The organism is Pseudomonas sp. PS01300, from assembly GCF_029960155.1.
GTDB classification, from domain to species: Bacteria; Pseudomonadota; Gammaproteobacteria; order Pseudomonadales; family Pseudomonadaceae; genus Aquipseudomonas; species Aquipseudomonas palmensis.
On the sequence record NZ_JASCPN010000011.1, the window covers coordinates 11463 to 29665 of the forward strand.

The following is an 18203-nucleotide window of genomic DNA, read 5'->3' on the forward strand; positions in this document are numbered from 1 at the left end:
CAGTCATTGCACCTGCCACCCCCCTCCCACAGCCTTGTACAGGGCGATGCTGGCCTGCAGTCGCTGCAGATGCAGCAGCACGGCCTCGTCCTGGCTTTCGTACAGGCTGCGTTGCGCTTCCAGTACATTGAGCAGCAATTCGGCGCCTGCCTCGTAGCGTGTGCGTGCAATGTCGAAGGCCTGCTGAGCCTGGCTCAGCTCGACGCGCTGCCATTGGCGCTGGCGATCGAGGCCGTCGATGCTGTTGAGGGCCTTTTCGACATCGGCAAATGCGTTGATCAGTTCGCCGCGGTATTTTTCCAGCAGTTCCTGCTGCACGGCGGTGGCCTTGTCGCGTTCGGCGCCGAGCCGCCCATTGTTGAAGATCGGCGCACTGAGGCCGGCCGCCAGGCTGTAGAACGGGTTGCGCAGCACGTCGGCGGCGACGTTGGCGCCGGAGCCCAGGCCGGCAGTCAGGGTCAACTTGGGCAGCATCGCGGCGCGCGCCACCTGCACGTCGGCCTTGGCCGCTGCCAGGCGAGCCTCGGCCGCGGCGATGTCTGGCCGGCGGCTGAGCAGGTCGCTGGGCAACCCGGCATCGATGCCAGGGGCGGCGATGCGGTTGAAATCGCTGGCGTGCAGGGTGAGGGCCTGCACCGGCTTGCCCAGCAATGCGGCCAGGGTGATGCGGGCCTCGGTGGCCTGCTGGCGCAGCAACGGCAGCCGTCGCTGTTGCGCAGCGACCAGTACTTGCTGCTGGGCCAGCTCCAGTGCAGTTGCCGAGCCCGCGTTGTACTTGGCGCGTACCACCTCCAGTACCTGCTGGGCGTTGGCCAGGTTGAGGCTGGCGATACGCTGCTGTTCGTCCAGGGCCAGGGCCTGCAGGTAGAAGCTGGCCACGTTGCTGAACAGGGTCAGGGTGACGGTAGCCTGGTCGAACTCGCTGGCCTTGAGGGCCTGCTCGGCACTGTCGCGTGCCGCCGCATTGCCGCCCCAGAAGTCGACCTCGTAGCTGGCGTTGAAGCTGGCGCTGTAGCTGACCGATTCTCGGTCGTTGGTGCTGCTGGAGGTGCCGTAGCCGTTGTGGTGCATCTGTTTTTCGCGATTGCCGGCCAGGGCTGCGCCAACTTCGGGCAGCAGCGTGCCGCCAGCGATGGTGCGCGCCGCACGGGCCTGGCGCACGCGGGCGATGGCAGCGGCAATGTCGTAGCTGCCGCTGTCGGCCTGTGCGATCAGTTGGTCGAGTTCGGGACTGGCAAAGCTGCGCCACCAGGCGCGGTTGCTGTCGCGCACCGCCTGGGTGTTGGCTGACTGCCACTGTTGTGGCGGGGCAAACCCGATGTCCGGCGGGGTGGGTGGAGTGCTGCAGGCACTGAGCAGCAGGGCCAGGCTCAATGCGCTCAAGAGCGGTTTCATCGGAGGTTCATTCACTGGTGAGGGCCTTGACCGGATCGAGACGGGCTGCTTTGCGTGCGGGCATGAAACCGAATACCACGCCGGTGATGACCGCGCAGGTGAATGCGCCAAGCATGGCGCCCAGGGTAAAGGCCACGGCAATGTCGGCCAGCAGCAGGCCGCCGCCGATCAACAGCGCCAGGGCAATGCCGGTGATGCCACCGACCATCGACAGCAGCACCGCTTCGCTGAGGAACTGGCGCAGGATGTCGCGCTGGCGGGCGCCGGTGGCCATGCGGATGCCGATTTCGCGAGTGCGTTCGCGCACGGTCATCAGCATGATGTTCATCACCCCGATGCCGCCCACCAGCAGCGAAATGGCTGCGATTGCGCCCAGCATCAGCGACAGGGTGTTCTGGGTGCGGGCCTCGGCCTGGATCAGCGCCGCATCGTTGGTCAGCTCGAAATCATGCTTGCCGTTGTGCAGGCGGCGCATCAGGTGATCGATGGCCTGCTCGGTTTCCTTGACCCGGCCCGAGTCGACTGCGCCGATGGTGACGTACTCCGGATCGCGGCTGCCGAACAGGCGCACGGCAGCGGCGGAGTAGGGCACCACGATGCGGCCATCGCTGTCCTGGTTGCCGGAGCTGGAACCTTTTTCGGCGAGTATGCCGATGACCTGGAAGGGCACGTTGCCGATCAGGATGTACTGGCCAATAGGGTCGCCGGCATCCTTGAGAAGTTTTTCCCTGACCTTGTGACCGATCACCGCGACGGCTGCGGCAGCATGTTCGTCAGCGTCGGTGAAAAAGCTGCCTTCGACCACCGGCCAGTTGAAGATCTCGGGGAAGTGGGTGTTGTTGCCGCCGACGTAGAAGCGCTGGTTGCTGTTGCCGTAACGCACCGTCAGTTCGCTGCCGATGACCGGCATGATCATCTTCACCTGCGGTAACTGCGCCACTGCTGCCACATCGTCGAGGGTCACCACTCCGGCGGGGGCGTTGTGCGTCGGCTCGCTGCCGCTGAGGTAAAGGATGTTGGAGCCGAAGGCGGCCATCTGCGCCATGACCTGGCGCTTGCTGCCTTCGCCGACGGCCAGCATCACCACCACCGAGGCCACGCCGATGACGATGCCGAGCAGGGTCAGGGCGGTGCGGAAGCGGTTGATCCACATCAGGCGCCAGGCGGCCTGCAGGGCTTCGATGAGCTCGCCTTTCCAGGCCCCGCTCTGGGTGGCGCCGCGGTCCAGGCGCTGGCGCAGGTCGTCTGCATTCAGGCTGGCCACCGCTGCGCGCGCTGGCGCCGCCGCGTTGGCCGAGTCGCTTAGGATCAGGCCGTCGCGGATCTCGATGATGCGCTTGGCGCGCGCGGCGACTTCGCGGTCATGGGTGATCAGGATCACGACGTGGCCCTGGCCTGCCAGTTCGTCGAGCAGGCTCATCACTTCGGCGCCGCTCTGGCTGTCGAGGGCGCCGGTGGGTTCGTCGGCCAGGATGATGTGGCCGCCGTTCATCAGCGCGCGGGCAATCGAGACGCGTTGCTGCTGACCGCCGGACAGCTGGTGCGGACGGTTGCCCGTGCGGGTGGCCAGGCCCAGTCGGGCCAGCAGCCCGGCCGCGCGGGCATGGCGCTCGGCGGCAGGGGTACCGGCGTAGATTGCCGGCATCTCGACGTTTTCCTGGGCCGACCCGGAGGCGATCAGGTGGTAGCCCTGGAACACGAAGCCGAAGGCTTCGCGACGGACCCAGGCCAGTTCGTCGCTGTCCAGTTCGGCGACATCCTTGCCGGCAAAGTAGTACTGGCCGCTGGTGGGGCGGTCGAGGCAGCCCAGGATGTTCATCAGGGTCGACTTGCCCGAGCCCGAAGCCCCGACGATGGCAACGAACTCACCGGGCTGGATGGCCAGGCTGATACCGCGTACCACCTCGACCTTGGGCGTGTCGATGCCGCCGTAGGATTTGCGTATGTCGCGCAGTTCGATCAGGGGTGTGGACATTCAGCCTCCACTGGCGGCGGGCGCGCCGATCAGCAGGGTGTCGCCCTCGGCCAGGCCTTCGAGGATCTGCACGCGCAGGCGATCGCTGAGGCCGGCGCGAACCTGGCGTTGCTCGACCTTGCCGTTGGGGTGCAGTACCTGGACCAGGCGCATGTCGTTTTGCCGGGCATCGGGCTCCAGCGCCACGATCGGGGCGGTGAGCACGTTGCTGGCCTGGCCGGCGACGAAGAACACCTGGGCGGTCATTTCCGCCATCAGGGAATTGTCGACGTTGTCCACGTCCAGCAGGACGGTATACAGCACGACCTTGCCCCCACCGCCGGAGGCGCTGGAGCTGGTGGGGCTGCCACCGCCCTGGCTGATCTGGTCGAGCGGCTTGGGCGGTACCGGCAGGATCTGGCGCACGGTGCTGCTCCAGCGGCGCTTGCCGCCGGCCAGGGTGGTGAAGTAGGCCTGCATGCCGGGTTTGACGTTGCCGATGTCGGCCTCCGAGACCTCAGCCCATACGGTCATCGGCGACAGCTTGGCGATGCGCAGGATCAGCGGTGTTTGCTGCTGCGCGTTGAGTGTCTGGCCCTCACGCGCATCCACGGCGACCACCGTGCCGGACATCGGCGCGTAGATACGCGTGTAGCCCAGCTCTGCCTCGTCGCTGCGCAGGCTGGCCTGGGCCTGCAGGATTTGCGCCTGGAACATGCCGATGCGTGCCTGGGTGACTTTCAGTTGTGCCTGTGCGGTCTGCACATCCTCTTCGCGGGTAGCGCCGCTGGCGGCCAGTTGCTGCTGGCGCTTGAGCTGATGCTCGGCCAGGGTGTACTGGGCGCGCTGCTCCTGCAGCTGGGCCTTGAGGTTCTCGATCGAATAGCGGCCTGCATCGAGGCGTGCCTTCTGGGTCGAAGGGTCGATCTCGACCAGCAGTTGGCCTTCCTCGACGTGGTCTCCGGTTTCCACATGCAACTTGCGGATCTGTCCCGAGGCCTGGGCGCCGACATCGACATAGCGGCGTGGCTGCAGGGTGCCGAGTGCTGTCACGCTGCTTTCGATGTCGGCGCGGGTGACCTTGATGGTGTTCGAGGGCTCACCACCCAATGGCAGGGTTTGCCAGGCCGCCAGGCTGCCGGCGGCGAGCAGGCCGAGGCCGCAGAGCAACAGGCGGCGATTTTTCGTAAGACGTGTCATGCGGGCTTCCAGCCAGAAGGGTTGACCCGCGAGTTGCTGGCGTAGACAGCGCAGGCACGGGGGCTCCTCGTTAGACGAGCTATATGCACAGGAATTTACCGGCGCACATTCAGGGTCGCAGGCCGTGCAGTCGGGTAATCTGCGAGGCGTGACGGAGGTTGCTGAGAATAATAATAATTTGTATTGTTGCCTACTGGCTTCACCCTGATTCTCCATTCTCGGCGCTTTAGCGCCGAATCCTGGCCAGGTGTCGTTTTGGAAAACTACTATCGCGAACTGGTGAGCTTTCTGTGTGTTCGGCTGGGCAGTCGCCAGGCGGCCGAGGACGTGGCCCACGACGCTTATGTGCGAGTGCTCGAGCGACATGGCGAACAGCAGATCGAGTATCCGCGGGCCTTTCTCTACCGTACCGCGCTGAATCTGGTGATCGACGACCATCGGCGTAGTCAGGTGCGGCACAACGAGCCGCTGGAAGTGCTCGACACCGACGAGGCATTCCGTTCGCCGACGCCCTGCCAGCGCATGGACATGGATCGCCGACTGGAGCTGATGCAGCAGGCGTTGGGGGAACTAAGCCCTGGGTGCCGGGACAGTTTCCTTCTACGCAAGCTGGAGGGGCTTTCTCACCAGCAAATTGCCGAAAGACTCGGAATTTCTCGCAGTCTGGTGGAAAAAAATATCGTCAATGCCATGAAGCATTGCCGGGCGCGGATGCGCCAAAATTCCGTCTGATGCACTGGTCAGCAAGAAACAATTGAGGCTGTGCCTTGATTTCCCGGCATTTCCCTACAACTATCTATCAGATCCGTCACCTGACGTAATGCCTGTCGCAGCCTGAGGTTTATCGTGGCGTAGTAGCGGTCAAGGAATGTCTTCCATGCTCTCTATCCAGGCCCTTCCGATGCCCGACAAGTCCATGCGAATCCTGATTGCCGATGAGCACCCCATCCAACTGCTGCAGTTGGAGAAGATGCTCAACGGCCTGGGGTATTACCGGATTGCCCCTGTCGAGACCTTCGACGACCTGCAGCGCCTGGTGCAGAACGCGCTTTTGCCGTTCAGTCTGCTGGTCGGAAATATCGACCTGGCCAGCCACGTGGGGGTCGATCTGGAGCGGTTCTGTCGCGTGAGTACACAGATCCAGCATGTGCTGCTGTATGAGTCGCAACACCTTCGCGTACCTGCGGTGCCTGCTGGCCAGCGTCAGGCGGTGAGCGTCAGCCTGCCCAAGGTGCCCGACAACGAGGCCCTGCAGTCCTTCATGGCTATCATCGATGCCCCACTGCTGCTTGGGCAGTTGCCCAACCCCGGGTACAGGCCTGCTGGTAACGCGCCCCCCATGCGCCGCCTGAACATGGGGCATACGGTGTTCCCTCGCGAGGCCTGAGCCGTTCGCCGCTTTTTGGTATGCTCTGCGCCTGTCCTGGCGCGCCTTGCTGCGCGCAGTGAGCCTATCGAAGCGGATGCCTTTATGACTGCCACCAACCCTGCGCGCCCGCTGCGGCTTTCGCGCGACGACCACAAGACCCTGGGCCTGGCGGCGCTGGGCGGTGCGCTGGAGATCTACGATTTCATCATCTTCGTGTTCTTCGCGCTGACCCTGAGCCAGCTGTTCTTCCCGCCCGAGATGCCGGAGTGGCTGCGTCTGCTGCAGAGCTTCGGGATCTTCGTCACCGGGTACCTGGCGCGGCCGCTGGGCGGCATCCTGATGGCGCATTTTGCCGATCACCTGGGGCGCAAGAAGGTGTTCAGCCTGAGCATCCTGATGATGGCGCTGCCGTGCCTGCTGATCGGGGTGATGCCGACCTATGCCGACATCGGCTACGCGGCGCCGCTGATCCTGCTGGGCCTGCGCATTCTGCAGGGCGCGGCGGTGGGCGGCGAGGTGCCAAGCGCCTGGACCTTCGTCGCCGAGCATGCGCCGGCCGGGCGGCGGGGCTATGCGCTGGGTTTTCTGCAGGCCGGGCTGACGTTCGGCTACCTGCTGGGCGCGCTGACCGCCACGGCGCTGGCCCAGGTGTTCACCGCCCAGGAGATTCTGGACTACGCCTGGCGCTATCCATTCTTGCTGGGCGGGGTGTTCGGCGTGATCGGGGTGTGGCTGCGCCGCTGGCTGAGCGAGACGCCGGTGTTCCTGGCGCTGCGCGAGCGGCGTGAACAACCGGTGGCCTTCCCGCTGCGCACGGTGCTGCGCGAGCACCGCCGCGCGCTGGTGCCGGCGGCCCTGCTGACCTGCGTGCTGACCTCGGCGGTGGTGGTGCTGGTGGTGATTACCCCGACGGTGATGCAGCAGCGCTTCGGCATGAGCGCGGCCGACACCTTCGCCCTGAGCGCGCTGGGTATCGTGTTCTTGAACATCGGTTGCGTGCTGGCCGGCTTGCTGGTGGACCGGGTAGGTGCCTGGCGCGCGCTGATGGTCTACAGCCTGTTGCTGCCGTTGGGAGTGGGGGCGCTGTATGCCAGCCTGATCGGCGGCTGGGGCTGGACCGGGGTGGCCTATGCGCTGGCAGGGCTGGCCTGTGGTGTGGTGGGGGTGGTGCCGTCGGTGATGGTCGGGCTGTTTCCGCCGGCCATTCGCGTGTCGGGGATTTCCTTTACCTACAACCTGGCCTATGCGCTGTGGGCCAGCACCACGCCGCTTATGCTGATTGCGCTGATGCCGTGGAGCCCATGGGTGTGTGTGGGGTTCTGCCTGCTGATGGGCACGGTGGGCCTGCTCACGGCGGTGTACTTCAGTGCGCGGGAGGACCTGCGGGCCGGGGATGAACTGGTGTTGGCGAAGGTGTGAGACCGTTTGCTCGAACGCCTTCACGAAAAAGCCCCCAGCGCCGCAAGGCGTGGGGGCTTTTTTTGTGGGCGGTACTTACATGTTCGGGTAAGTCGGGCCGCCAGCACCTTCCGGGGTGACCCAGGTGATGTTCTGCGAAGGGTCCTTGATGTCACAGGTCTTGCAGTGCACGCAGTTCTGGGCGTTGATCTGGAAGCGCTTGCTGCCGTCTTCCTGGCTGATCACCTCGTATACGCCGGCCGGGCAGTAGCGCTGCGCCGGTTCGTCGTACAGCGGCAGGTTGGTGCCGATCGGAATGCTCGGGTCGGTCAGCTTAAGGTGGCACGGCTGCTCTTCTTCATGGTTGGTGCTGGAGAGGAACACCGAGCTCAGCTTGTCGAAGCTCAACTTGCCATCGGGCTTGGGGTAATCGATCTTCTTCGAGTCGGCCGCCAGCTTGAGGCAGGCGTAGTCCGGCTTGGTGTCGTGCAGGGTGAACGGCAGCTTGCCGCCGAACCAGTTCTGGTCGACATAGTTGAATGCCGCGCCGAGCATCGGGCCGAACTTGTGCATCGCCGGGCCGAAGTTGCGGCTGGCGAACAGTTCTTCGTACAGCCAGCTGGCCTTGAAGCCGTCGACGTAGGCGGTCAGTTCGTCGCCACCCTCGCTACCGGCCAGCAGCGCATCGGCCACCGCTTCGGCTGCGAGCATGCCGGACTTCATGGCGGTGTGGCTGCCCTTGATCTTGGCCACGTTCATGGTTCCCAGGTCGCAGCCGATCAGCGCGCCGCCCTTGAATACCATTTTCGGCAGCGAGTTCAGGCCGCCCTTGGCCAGGGCACGGGCGCCATAGCTGATGCGCTTGCCACCCTCCAGGTACTGGGCGAGCACCGGGTGGTGCTTGAGGCGCTGGAACTCGTCGAACGGGGAGAGGTAGGCGTTGGCATACGACAGGTCGACGATCAGGCCGACCACCACCTGGTTGTTTTCCAGGTGATACAGGAACGAGCCGCCGGTGTTCTCGGTGCTCATCACGTCCAGCGGCCAGCCGGCGGTGTGGATCACCAGGCCTTGCTGGTGCTTGGCCGGGTCGATTTCCCAGATTTCCTTGAGGCCGATGCCGTAGTGCTGCACGTCGCTGGCGTTGTCCAGGTCGAAGCGCTTGATCAGTTGCTTGCCGATATGCCCACGGCAGCCTTCGGCGAACAGCGTGTACTTGCCGCGCAGTTCCATGCCGGGGGTGTATACGCCTTCCTTGGGGTTGCCTTCGCGGTCGACACCCAGGTCGCCGGTGATGATCCCGCGGACCACGCCGTTTTCATCGAACAGTGCTTCCTGGGCAGCGAAGCCTGGGTAGACTTCCACGCCCAGGTTCTCGGCCTGCTGGGCCAGCCAGCGGCACAGGTTGCCCAGCGAGATGATGTAGTTGCCTTCGTTGTGCATGGTCTTGGGCACGAACAGATCGGGCACCTTGACCGAGCTGCTGGCGTCGCGCAGCACGTAGATGTCGTCGCGCTTGACCTCGGTGTTCAGTGGCGCGCCGAGTTCTTTCCAGTCCGGGAACAGTTCGTTCAGGGCACGCGGCTCGAACACCGCACCGGAGAGAATGTGTGCACCGACCTCGGAGCCTTTCTCGACCACGCAGACGCTGATTTCATTACCGGCTTCGGCGGCCTTCTGCTTCAGTCGGCAGGCGGCGGACAGGCCTGCCGGGCCAGCGCCGACGATGACCACGTCGAATTCCATGTATTCGCGTTCCACAGGTTCTCTCCTACTCAAGGCTCATCGGTTTTTCTTTGTTGGCGGGTGTCAGGCGGTCATTTCGAAGTACCCGGGTGTGTAGCTCGGGTGATGACGGACTACACCGCTTTCTCTTGGCCGCGCATTATATCTACACCACTTGCGAGGTCCAATACAAACGTTTGTTTGAATTTGCCGCAGCCCAGTAAAATCAAAGACGCACGGCTTGAAGCTGGCTGGTTTGCCGTATTGACCGGATTGGGCGTTACGGTCAAGATACGGGCGGTTTTACGCTCGCCGTAGGCTGACCGTCGGATGCAGGAGCACCCCTAAAAACCAGGCAAAAAGCAGGGCAGTTACGCCAGGACCCGCCTTTGTAGTGGAGTTTACACGCCACGACAAACAATGACCCACGGGTTTTGCGCGCAAGCGTCGAGAACAGACTGCACAGTCAGTTGAATTTCACCTGCTCGCGTTCGTTTTTGGAGGTGCCCTTGTACCCACGCGCAATCGCCCGGTTCTGCCCAGGCGACATTCTTTTCACCGGAGAGTAACGAGGAATCCATGAAGGTTCTTGTAGCTGTCAAACGAGTGGTCGACTATAACGTCAAGGTTCGCGTCAAGGCGGACAACTCCGGCGTAGACCTTGCTAACGTCAAGATGTCCATGAACCCCTTCTGCGAAATCGCCGTAGAAGAAGCCGTGCGCCTGAAAGAGAAGGGCGTGGCGAGCGAAATCGTCGTCGTTACCGTCGGCCCGGCCACTGCCCAGGAGCAGCTGCGTACCGCCCTGGCACTGGGTGCCGACCGCGCCGTGCTGGTCGAGTCGGCTGAAGAGCTGACCTCGCTGGCCGTGGCCAAGCTGCTCAAGGCTGTGGTCGACAAGGAGCAGCCGCAGCTGGTCATCCTTGGCAAGCAGGCCATCGACAGCGACAACAACCAGACCGGCCAGATGCTGGCTGCGCTGACCGGTTATGCCCAGGGTACTTTCGCCTCCAAGGTGGAAGTGGCCGGCGACAAGGTCAACGTCACCCGTGAAATCGATGGCGGCCTGCAGACCGTTGCTCTGAACCTGCCGGCGATCGTGACCACCGACCTGCGTCTGAACGAGCCGCGCTATGCGTCGCTGCCGAACATCATGAAGGCCAAGAAGAAGCCGCTGGAGACTGTGACTCCGGACGCGCTGGGCGTTTCCACCGCCTCTACCAACAAGACCCTGAAAGTCGAAGCGCCAGCTGCACGCAGCGCTGGTATCAAGGTCAAGTCGGTGGCTGAACTGGTCGAGAAACTGAAGAACGAGGCGAAGGTAATCTAAATGACTATCCTGGTTATCGCTGAACACGAAAACGGCGCCGTTGCCCCGGCGACCCTGAACACCGTTGCTGCCGCCGCGAAAATCGGTGGCGATATCCACGTACTGGTCGCTGGCCAGAACGTGGGTGGCGTTGCCGAAGCTGCCGCGAAAATCGCTGGCGTGGCCAAGGTGCTGGTAGCCGACAACGCTGCCTATGCGCACCAGCTGCCGGAAAACGTCGCGCCGCTGGTGGCCGAGCTTGGCAAGGCCTACAGCCACGTGCTGGCACCAGCCACCTCCAACGGCAAGAACATCCTGCCGCGCGTTGCCGCGCTGCTGGACGTCGACCAGATCTCCGAGATCATCGCGGTCGAGTCGGCTGACACCTTCAAGCGTCCGATCTACGCCGGTAACGCCATTGCCACCGTGCAATCGAGCGCTGCGGTCAAGGTCATCACCGTGCGTGCCACCGGCTTCGACGCCGTTGCAGCCGAAGGTGGTTCGGCTGCTGTCGAAGCGGTTGGCGCTGCCCACGATGCGGGCAAGTCGGCATTTGTCGGCGAAGAGCTGGCCAAGTCCGATCGTCCTGAGCTGACCGCTGCCAAGATCGTCGTCTCCGGCGGTCGCGGCATGCAGAACGGCGACAACTTCAAGCACCTGTACGCGCTGGCCGACAAGCTCGGCGCCGCCGTGGGTGCTTCGCGCGCCGCGGTCGACGCAGGCTTCGTGCCCAACGACATGCAGGTCGGCCAGACCGGCAAGATCGTTGCGCCGCAGCTGTACATCGCCGTCGGTATCTCCGGCGCAATCCAGCACCTGGCCGGCATGAAGGACTCCAAGGTGATCGTTGCGATCAACAAGGACGAAGAGGCGCCGATCTTCCAGGTGGCCGACTACGGCCTGGTCGCCGACCTGTTCGAAGCCGTACCTGAGCTGGAGAAGCTGGTTTAATCCAGCCGCTTCACTTATAAAGAGCCCGGTCTTTTGATCGGGCTTTTTTATTTCGCGACGCAAGGGAGGCATGTGCATGGGGTGGCTTGGCCGAATGGCGATGGCGGGATTGCTGGGGTTTGCCAGCTTGCCCACGGCGGCGCTGGCGGTGGGCAAGTGCGAGCGTCTGGTGGCGACCGGCAGCCCCGATGCGCCGCCCTATGCCTGGCGCGACCCGCAGGACCCCAGGCACCTGATTGGCGCCAACGTCGACCTGCTCAAGCAGGTGGCGACGGAGCTTGGGCTGAAGGTCGAGGTGCTGTACGCAGGCAAGCGCAACGAGGCGCAGGATGAAGTGCGCAGCGGACGCATGGACCTGCTGGTGGATGCGCCGCTGGCCACTGAAGACCTGACCCGTGTCGACTTCATCCACCCGGCGCTGCTGCAGAACGACTACCTGGTGTGGACCCGGCACGACTCCACGCTGGCCTACGACGGCCTGGCCGATCTGCACCAGCGCCAGGGCGCGATCTCGGAGAAGGCCAGGCTGACCCCGGCGTTCGCTCAGTTTGCCAAGGACCAGTTGAAGCTGGCGCCGGCGCAGAACCTGACCCAGGCATTCCAGAAGCTTTTGCTTGGCCAGGTCGACTATGTGCTGGCCGGGCGTTACGCCGGCATGGCCATGGCGCAGACCCTTGGCATGGCCAACGACCTGATCGCCCGCGGCCTGCCGCTGGATCGCCCCGGGCTGTACCTGGCGCTGTCGCACAATTCGGCGTGCAATGACGCCTGGTTGCGCGGACAGCTGGCCAAAAAACTGACAGAATTGCCGGCCTCAGGCGTGCCTCAGGCAGTACTGCAACGCAATGTCGAGCGCTGGAAGGCGCAGCTGCAGCAACCGCTCGACGCCCCCAAACAGTAGGAAGATTGTGTGAGAACTCAACCGCTTTTCGCTGCCATGGCGTTACTGGCCCTGGCCGGTTGCGCTACCGACCCGGCGCCCCACGAGCAGATGCGCCTGTCCGAACAGGCGCTGGAGCAGGCCAAGGCCGTCGGTGCCACCGACGAAGTGGCCGAGCTGAAGCTGGCCGAAGACAAGCTTGCCCGCGCCCGCAGCAACATGGCCAGCGAGTCGTACCGTGATGCGCGGCTGCGCGCCGAGCAGGCCGAGCTTGATGCGCGGCTGGCCGAAGCCCGGGTGCTGACCCTCAAGAGTCAGGAGCAGCTGTCGCTGCTGCAATCGCGGGTCAATCGTCTGCGCAAGCAGTTGGGGGAGCAACAGTGAGTTCGATCAAGCCCTTGGTGGCCGTGTTGTGTGCAGGTGTGCTGGGGTTGCAGGGCTGCGCCAGCGAGCGCAGCGAAACTGCCCTCGACCAGGCCGCCGCCAGTTTCCAGGCAGTGAAGGACGATTCCAATGTGCTGCGCAGTGCGCCGCGTGACGTGATCCGCGCCGGCGAGTCGCTGGCCCGTGCCGAGCGGTTGTCCAGCTACGTGGGCAGTGGTGCGGACGTGCGCCATTACGCCTACCTGAGTCAGCGCTACAGCGAGATTGCCCGCGAGCACAGCAACCTGGTGCTCAATCAGGAGCGCCTGGCCAAGCTCGAACTGGAGCGCCAGCGCCTGCAGCTGGCCCTGCGCGAAGCCAAGCTGGTCAGCGTGCAGCAGCAGGGCAAATGGCTGGAGGCGCAGATCGTCAGCCTGGCCACGACCCAGAGCGACCGTGGCCTGGTGATGACCCTGGGTGACGTGCTGTTCGATACCGGGCAGGCCGAATTGAAGAACTCCGCCAGCCGTACCGTGCTCAAGCTGGTGCAGTTTCTGCAGCTCAACCCCCGGCGCGTTGTGCGCATCGAGGGGTATACCGACAGCACCGGCACCCCCGAGGACAACCTGACGCTGTCGCGTGATCGTGCGCAGGCCGTGGCGGACATGCTGGTCGACCTGGGCGTCGACGAAAAACGCATCCAGGTCGAAGGCTATGGCGACCAGTACCCGATCGAGGCCAATGCCTCGGAGCGGGGCAGGGCGCAGAACCGTCGGGTGGAGATCGTGTTTTCCGACGAGAAAGGCCACCTGGGCGCGCCGCGCTGAGGTCGAGGTAAACAAAAACCGGTGATAGTCACCGGTTTTTTTATGCCGCAAAGCTTGAAAAAGCCGCTGTCACACAACTGTGTAGTCGACTATTCTGGCATCTGTGCCCGTACACTTATGCACTGTTCCGGTATTCTTCGCCGACTGTACAAGAACAATTAGATAGCCCGCGTTTCGAGATCCGTCCCATGACCAATCTGTTGCTCTACCAGCGCATCGCCCAGCAACTGGCGGAAGACATCCGCCGCGGCGTCTATCAGCCCGGTGAGCGCGTACCGTCGGTACGCAAGATGAGCTCGCAGCTCAATGTCAGCCATGCCACCGTGCTGCAGGCCTATGCCAACCTCGAGGACCAGGGGCTGATTCGCGCGCGGCCGCAATCGGGCTACTACGTCCACCAGACCCCGGCCCTGACTGCGCAGACCCCGGACATCGCGCGGGTCGAGCGTCCAGGGCTGGTCACGCGCAGCAGCATCATCCAGCAGGTACTGACCGAAGCCCGGCGTGATGGGGTGTTCCCGCTGGGGGCGGCGGTTCCGCATGTGGACTACCTGCCGGTGCGCGCGCTGCACCAGCAACTGGCCAAGGTCACGCGGTTCCAGAGCCCGCGCGCGTTCAGCTACATGTTCAGCCCGGGTTTCGAGCCGCTGCGCCGGCAGATCGCCATTCGCATGCGCGACGCCGGGGTGGTGGTCGACCCGTCCGAAGTGGTGGTGACCCACGGTTGCGTCGATGCGCTGCAGATGTCGTTGCGGGTGCTGACCCGGCCAGGCGACCTGATCGCCGCCGAGTCGCCCACCTATTACGGGCTGCTGCAACTGGCGGACCTGCTGGGGCTCAAGGTGATCGAGATCCCCAGCGACCCGGCCACCGGCATCAGCCTGGAGGCCCTGCAACTGGCGGCCAACCAGTGGTCGATCAAGGCGCTGGTGCTGACTGCGCGGTTGAGCAACCCGCTGGGCGGCACCATTCCCGAGGAGCGCCAGAAGCAGTTGCTGCGCCTGGCCTCGGATTTCAATATCCAGATCGTCGAGGACGATATCTACGGCGAGCTGATGTTCGAGCAAGGGCGCACCAAGGCACTCAAGGCCTTCGACCGGCTGGGGCGGGTGATCTATTGCTCGAGCTTTTCCAAGACCCTGTCGCCGGGGGTGCGTATCGGCTGGATGATCGCGGGCAACTATCAGCAGGAAATCCAGCGACTGCAGACCTTTACCACGCACTCGGCGTGCAGTGTGACGCAGATGGGGGTGGCGGCCTACCTTGAAAATGGTGGCTATGACCGCCATCTGCGCTACATTCGCCAGGAATATCGCAAGAACCTCAGTGCCTACCAGCTGGCGGTACAGCAGCACTTTCCGGAAGGCACCCAGATGAGCCGGCCTACCGGGGGCTTCATCCTGTGGGTCAGCCTGCCGGGGCGGGTCAACACCCAGGAGTTGCATGTACGTGCCTTGCAGCAGGGCATCAGCATCGCGCCCGGGCTGATCTTCAGTAACACGGAGCAGTTCAACCACTGCATTCGCCTCAACTGCGGCATTCCGTGGAACCGCGAGGCTGAGCGGGCGCTGCTGACATTGGGGATGCTGGCCCATCAGCTTTGCCAGGAAACCGCCTCGGGCGGATACCTCTAGATCGCGGGCTTGCCAGCGACTGCAGGAACAAGGAGCATGTGCGACTCATGAATACGTCTCGTTGCCTATGAAAGCGTTGAGCTGTGCTGCCGTGATGTTGTGTGCGCTGGGCCTGTGTGCAACGGGCCCGGCACTGGCTGTGCCCGGACCGGGGCCGATACTGCTGGCACAGGCGTCGGCTGCCCCGGCACCGGACCGGAAGCCTTCGACCCAGGCCCCGGTAAAAGCGAGTGCCAAGCCACAGGCCAAGCCCAAGGCGCAACCCAAGACCAAGGCTGGCGACCCCAGGAAGACGCCGGCCAAGGCGGTAAAGTCGGGCAAGCGCAAGGCCTCCGAGGTGATTGCCGCGCCCTTGCCCAAGGCGCGCCTGGATCTGAGCCTGCCCCCGGAGATGGTCAAGGACCTGCAGCCGAGCAGTCAGGAGGAAGTCCGTGTGCGACGTCCGCTGCTGCCGTCGTTGTTCGAAGAAAAGCCTGCCGCGGACAGCCCGTTCCAGCTCAATGGCCGCTTGATCAGCAACGAAATGCAATTGCAGTTGCGCAATGATGCCCGTCAGGACATTGAGGGTGCAGCCATCGATTTCGAGTTCAAGCAATAAACGCTGCTCGACCTGCCGGTCACATTCTGCGCGGCGATATTTCATCTGAGCGGTAATTTCAAACACCTGTTTTAGCGGTTACTATCCCCATTCACCCATCATTTGTTAGGCCGAGGTCCATGTCGTCATGAACTGCCGTGAAGGCTGTGGCGCTTGCTGCATTGCCCCTTCCATCAGCTCGCCCATTCCTGGCATGCCGCACGGCAAGCCGGCTGGCGAACGCTGTGTGCAACTGTCCGAGCACAACCTCTGCAGTCTGTTCGGCCAGCCTGAACGGCCGGCGGTGTGCTCGGGCTTCCAGGCGGAGGTGGACACCTGCGGCAATGATCGCGACGAGGCGATCAGGATCATCGGTTGGCTGGAGCAAGTGACGGCGGCTTGAGTGAGTGGAACTTCGCAAACAAGGAAAACAACACGATGGGTTCGATGAAGCGGGTAGCGGTGATTTGTGGTCTGAGTGCGATGTTCATGTCGGTGGCGCAGGCTGAAGACTGGAAGGTTGCCAAGGAAGGGGATGGCATCAAGGTATCGCTGAGCGAAGTGAGTGGTTCGAACTACAAGGCCTATCAGGGCGTGACGACCATCAAGGCGCCGCTGGCCAAGGTCCGGGCGCTGCAGGAAGACGTGGCCGGGGCCTGTGCCTGGATTCACGAGTGCAAGAGCCAGAAGCTGCTCAAGCACGAGGGTGACCAGAGCTGGACCTACACCCAGTTCAATACGCCGTGGCCGGTCACCCCGCGCGATTCGATCATCCATGTAACCACCAGCGAAGGTGCCGACGGCAGCCTGACCCGCAAGCTGGAGGGTGTGCCCAAGTACCTGCCGGAAGAAAAAGGCTATGTGCGGGTGGCTGAAGTGCAGGGTTTCTGGAAGCTGGTGCCCAAGGGTGACACTACCGAGGTGACATACCAGGTGCACACCGAGCCAGGCGGCAGTGTGCCAGCGATGGTGGCGAACAAGTTCGTGGTGGATGCGCCGTTCAATACGCTCAAGGCGTTGAAGGAGCGGGCGGAGAAACCGTAACAGTTTGATGGTTGGCTGGAATATGTCTCAACTGTAGGGGCCGCCAAGGCTTGCTCCTCCTGCATGAAGCGTTACGCAACAAAAAAGGCTGCCCGAGGGCAGCCTTTCTTGTTGTTGCAGGCGAGCCGTTTGGCTTACTTGCGGTCTTCCAGTTTGACGATGTCACGCAACTCGTAGCCGGTGTACAGCTGGCGCGGACGGCCAATCTTGTACGGGCTGGAGAGCATTTCCTTCCAGTGCGAGATCCAGCCGACGGTCCGCGCCAGGGCGAAGATCACGGTGAACATGCTGGTAGGGATGCCGATCGCCTTGAGGATGATCCCCGAGTAGAAGTCGACGTTCGGGTACAGCGAGCGCTCGATGAAGTACGGATCGGTCAGGGCGATCTCTTCCAGGCGCATGGCCAGTTCCAGCTGCGGATCGTTGGTGATGCCCAGCTCGCGCAGCACTTCGTCGCAGGTCTGCTTCATCACGGTGGCACGCGGGTCGCGGTTCTTGTAGACGCGGTGACCGAAGCCCATCAGCTTGAACGGGTCGTTCTTGTCCTTGGCCTTGGCGATGAAGGTGTCGATGTTCGAGACATCGCCAATTTCGTCGAGCATGGTCAGCACGGCTTCGTTGGCGCCGCCGTGGGCAGGGCCCCACAGTGCAGCGATGCCGGCAGCGATACAGGCGAACGGATTGGCGCCCGAGGAGCCTGCCAGGCGTACGGTGGAGGTCGACGCATTCTGTTCGTGGTCGGCGTGGAGGATGAAGATCCGGTCCATTGCCTTGGCCAGCACCGGGCTGATCGGTTTGATCTCGCACGGGGTGTTGAACATCATGTGCAGGAAGTTTTCGGCGTAGGTCAGGTCGTTGCGCGGGTACATCATGGGCTGGCCCATGGAGTACTTGTAGACCATCGCGGCCAGGGTCGGCATCTTGGCGACCAGGCGCACGGCCGAGATTTCCCGGTGCTGCGGGTTATTGATGTCCAGCGAGTCGTGATAGAACGCCGACAGGGCGCCAACCACGCCGCACATGACGGCCATCGGGTGGGCGTCGCGGCGGAAGCCGTTGAAGAACGACTTCAACTGCTCGTGCACCATGGTGTGATTTTTGACGGTGCTGACGAACTGAGCCTTCTGCTCGGCATTCGGCAGTTCGCCGTTGAGCAGCAGGTAGCAGGTTTCCAGGTAGTCGGATTGCTCGGCGAGCTGTTCGATCGGGTAGCCGCGATGCAGCAGGATGCCCTTGTCGCCGTCAATGTAGGTGATCTTGGACTCGCACGATGCGGTCGCCATGAAACCAGGGTCGAAAGTGAAGTGACCCGTGGCCCCCAACCCTCTAACGTCGATAACATCGGGACCAACGGTGCCGGTTAAAATGGGCAGCTCGACGGGGGCTGCGCCCTCGATGACCAACTGCGCTTTTTTGTCAGCCATGTGGCCTCCTATTAATGCTTGAAATCATCAGACAGACCCCCCACGCAGGGCCCGCACCACTATAGTGAGATAAATTCGAATGTCAATTTGCCTAAAGCACGGTTGTAAAGGGCTTTGGGCGCTGTTTTTCCGCGAAATTGCGGCCCGTTTACGC

General features: G+C 63.3%; 17 protein-coding genes. 12 read left to right on the forward strand and 5 right to left on the reverse strand.

Annotated features, from left to right (window positions below):
• Positions 1-3 precede the first annotated feature (3 nt).
• The 3 genes from QMX96_RS08480 to QMX96_RS08490 are packed head-to-tail and all read right to left on the reverse strand — an operon-like array spanning position 4 to position 4549.
• Positions 4-1395 carry an efflux transporter outer membrane subunit gene (locus tag QMX96_RS08480; protein ID WP_282361621.1) on the reverse strand — a complete coding sequence of 464 codons (1392 nt, stop codon included), beginning with the start codon at positions 1393-1395 and terminating at the stop codon, positions 4-6.
• Positions 1396-1402: 7 nt separating this feature from the next.
• Positions 1403-3370: a MacB family efflux pump subunit gene (locus QMX96_RS08485; RefSeq protein WP_282361622.1), complete on the reverse strand. Its 1968-nt coding sequence runs from the start codon at positions 3368-3370 to the stop codon at positions 1403-1405.
• Positions 3371-4549 carry an efflux RND transporter periplasmic adaptor subunit gene (locus QMX96_RS08490; protein ID WP_104572887.1) on the reverse strand — a complete coding sequence of 393 codons (1179 nt, stop codon included), beginning with the start codon at positions 4547-4549 and terminating at the stop codon, positions 3371-3373. It lies immediately after the preceding gene.
• Positions 4550-4804: 255 nt separating this feature from the next.
• Here QMX96_RS08490 and QMX96_RS08495 point away from each other — a divergent pair, with 255 nt between their 5' ends.
• The 3 genes from QMX96_RS08495 (at position 4805) to QMX96_RS08505 (ending at position 7337) form a co-directional block, all read left to right on the forward strand.
• On the forward strand, positions 4805-5281 hold the full coding sequence (locus tag QMX96_RS08495; RefSeq protein WP_282361624.1) for a sigma-70 family RNA polymerase sigma factor: 477 nt from the start codon (positions 4805-4807) through the stop codon (positions 5279-5281).
• A gap of 169 nt (positions 5282-5450) precedes the next feature.
• A complete protein-coding gene (locus QMX96_RS08500) occupies positions 5451-5936 on the forward strand; it encodes a histidine kinase (protein ID WP_104572885.1) in 486 nt (161 codons plus the stop codon).
• An 84-nt stretch (positions 5937-6020) separates the two neighbouring features.
• Positions 6021-7337, forward strand: a complete 1317-nt coding sequence (locus QMX96_RS08505; RefSeq protein WP_104572884.1) for an MFS transporter — start codon at positions 6021-6023, stop codon at positions 7335-7337.
• A 75-nt stretch (positions 7338-7412) separates the two neighbouring features.
• Here the strand turns inward: QMX96_RS08505 and QMX96_RS08510 are convergent, their stop codons facing one another.
• Positions 7413-9077, reverse strand: coding sequence for an electron transfer flavoprotein-ubiquinone oxidoreductase (locus tag QMX96_RS08510; RefSeq protein WP_043863152.1), 1665 nt, complete (start codon positions 9075-9077; stop codon positions 7413-7415).
• A 543-nt stretch (positions 9078-9620) separates the two neighbouring features.
• Between QMX96_RS08510 and QMX96_RS08515 the strand changes: the two genes are divergently transcribed.
• The 9 genes from QMX96_RS08515 (at position 9621) to QMX96_RS08555 (ending at position 16625) form a co-directional block, all read left to right on the forward strand.
• Complete coding sequence (locus QMX96_RS08515; protein ID WP_043863151.1) at positions 9621-10370, forward strand: electron transfer flavoprotein subunit beta/FixA family protein; 750 nt, start codon at positions 9621-9623, stop codon at positions 10368-10370.
• Positions 10371-11300 carry an FAD-binding protein gene (locus tag QMX96_RS08520; protein WP_043863150.1) on the forward strand — a complete coding sequence of 310 codons (930 nt, stop codon included), beginning with the start codon at positions 10371-10373 and terminating at the stop codon, positions 11298-11300.
• 70 nt (positions 11301-11370) lie between these two features.
• Positions 11371-12201 (forward strand): transporter substrate-binding domain-containing protein, encoded by an 831-nt coding sequence (locus tag QMX96_RS08525; RefSeq protein WP_210014636.1) that lies wholly within the window; start codon positions 11371-11373, stop codon positions 12199-12201.
• A 9-nt stretch (positions 12202-12210) separates the two neighbouring features.
• Entirely contained in the window at positions 12211-12564 is a 354-nt protein-coding gene (locus QMX96_RS08530) for a DUF4398 domain-containing protein (protein WP_210014637.1), read from the forward strand.
• Complete coding sequence (locus QMX96_RS08535; RefSeq protein ID WP_043863147.1) at positions 12561-13370, forward strand: OmpA family protein; 810 nt, start codon at positions 12561-12563, stop codon at positions 13368-13370. The genes QMX96_RS08530 and QMX96_RS08535 overlap by 4 nt, the downstream gene beginning before the upstream one ends.
• A 188-nt stretch (positions 13371-13558) precedes the next feature.
• Positions 13559-15004: a PLP-dependent aminotransferase family protein gene (locus tag QMX96_RS08540; protein ID WP_043863146.1), complete on the forward strand. Its 1446-nt coding sequence runs from the start codon at positions 13559-13561 to the stop codon at positions 15002-15004.
• Positions 15005-15071: 67 nt separating this feature from the next.
• Positions 15072-15602 carry a hypothetical protein gene (locus QMX96_RS08545; RefSeq protein WP_043863145.1) on the forward strand — a complete coding sequence of 177 codons (531 nt, stop codon included), beginning with the start codon at positions 15072-15074 and terminating at the stop codon, positions 15600-15602.
• A gap of 127 nt (positions 15603-15729) precedes the next feature.
• A complete protein-coding gene (locus QMX96_RS08550) occupies positions 15730-15984 on the forward strand; it encodes a YkgJ family cysteine cluster protein (RefSeq protein WP_043863144.1) in 255 nt (84 codons plus the stop codon).
• Between the two features lie 35 nt (positions 15985-16019).
• The gene (locus tag QMX96_RS08555; RefSeq protein ID WP_043863143.1) at positions 16020-16625 is read left to right on the forward strand and encodes an START domain-containing protein; all 606 of its coding nucleotides are present in this window, start codon (positions 16020-16022) and stop codon (positions 16623-16625) included.
• Between the two features lie 134 nt (positions 16626-16759).
• Here QMX96_RS08555 and gltA read toward each other — a convergent pair whose 3' ends face one another.
• A complete protein-coding gene (gene gltA, locus QMX96_RS08560; RefSeq protein WP_282361626.1) occupies positions 16760-18049 on the reverse strand; it encodes a citrate synthase in 1290 nt (429 codons plus the stop codon).
• Positions 18050-18203 lie beyond the last annotated feature (154 nt).

Coding starts and splice junctions, on each gene's coding strand:
- QMX96_RS08480 (WP_282361621.1), bottom strand. CDS start 1,395: ATGAAACCGCTCTTGAGCGCATTGAGCCTGGCCCTGCTGCTCAGTGCC.
- QMX96_RS08485 (WP_282361622.1), bottom strand. CDS start 3,370: ATGTCCACACCCCTGATCGAACTGCGCGACATACGCAAATCCTACGGC.
- QMX96_RS08490 (WP_104572887.1), bottom strand. CDS start 4,549: ATGACACGTCTTACGAAAAATCGCCGCCTGTTGCTCTGCGGCCTCGGC.
- QMX96_RS08500 (WP_104572885.1), top strand. CDS start 5,451: ATGCCCGACAAGTCCATGCGAATCCTGATTGCCGATGAGCACCCCATC.
- QMX96_RS08505 (WP_104572884.1), top strand. CDS start 6,021: ATGACTGCCACCAACCCTGCGCGCCCGCTGCGGCTTTCGCGCGACGAC.
- QMX96_RS08515 (WP_043863151.1), top strand. CDS start 9,621: ATGAAGGTTCTTGTAGCTGTCAAACGAGTGGTCGACTATAACGTCAAG.
- QMX96_RS08520 (WP_043863150.1), top strand. CDS start 10,371: ATGACTATCCTGGTTATCGCTGAACACGAAAACGGCGCCGTTGCCCCG.
- QMX96_RS08525 (WP_210014636.1), top strand. CDS start 11,371: ATGTGCATGGGGTGGCTTGGCCGAATGGCGATGGCGGGATTGCTGGGG.
- QMX96_RS08540 (WP_043863146.1), top strand. CDS start 13,559: ATGACCAATCTGTTGCTCTACCAGCGCATCGCCCAGCAACTGGCGGAA.
- QMX96_RS08545 (WP_043863145.1), top strand. CDS start 15,072: ATGAAAGCGTTGAGCTGTGCTGCCGTGATGTTGTGTGCGCTGGGCCTG.
- QMX96_RS08550 (WP_043863144.1), top strand. CDS start 15,730: ATGAACTGCCGTGAAGGCTGTGGCGCTTGCTGCATTGCCCCTTCCATC.
- QMX96_RS08555 (WP_043863143.1), top strand. CDS start 16,020: ATGGGTTCGATGAAGCGGGTAGCGGTGATTTGTGGTCTGAGTGCGATG.
- gltA (WP_282361626.1), bottom strand. CDS start 18,049: ATGGCTGACAAAAAAGCGCAGTTGGTCATCGAGGGCGCAGCCCCCGTC.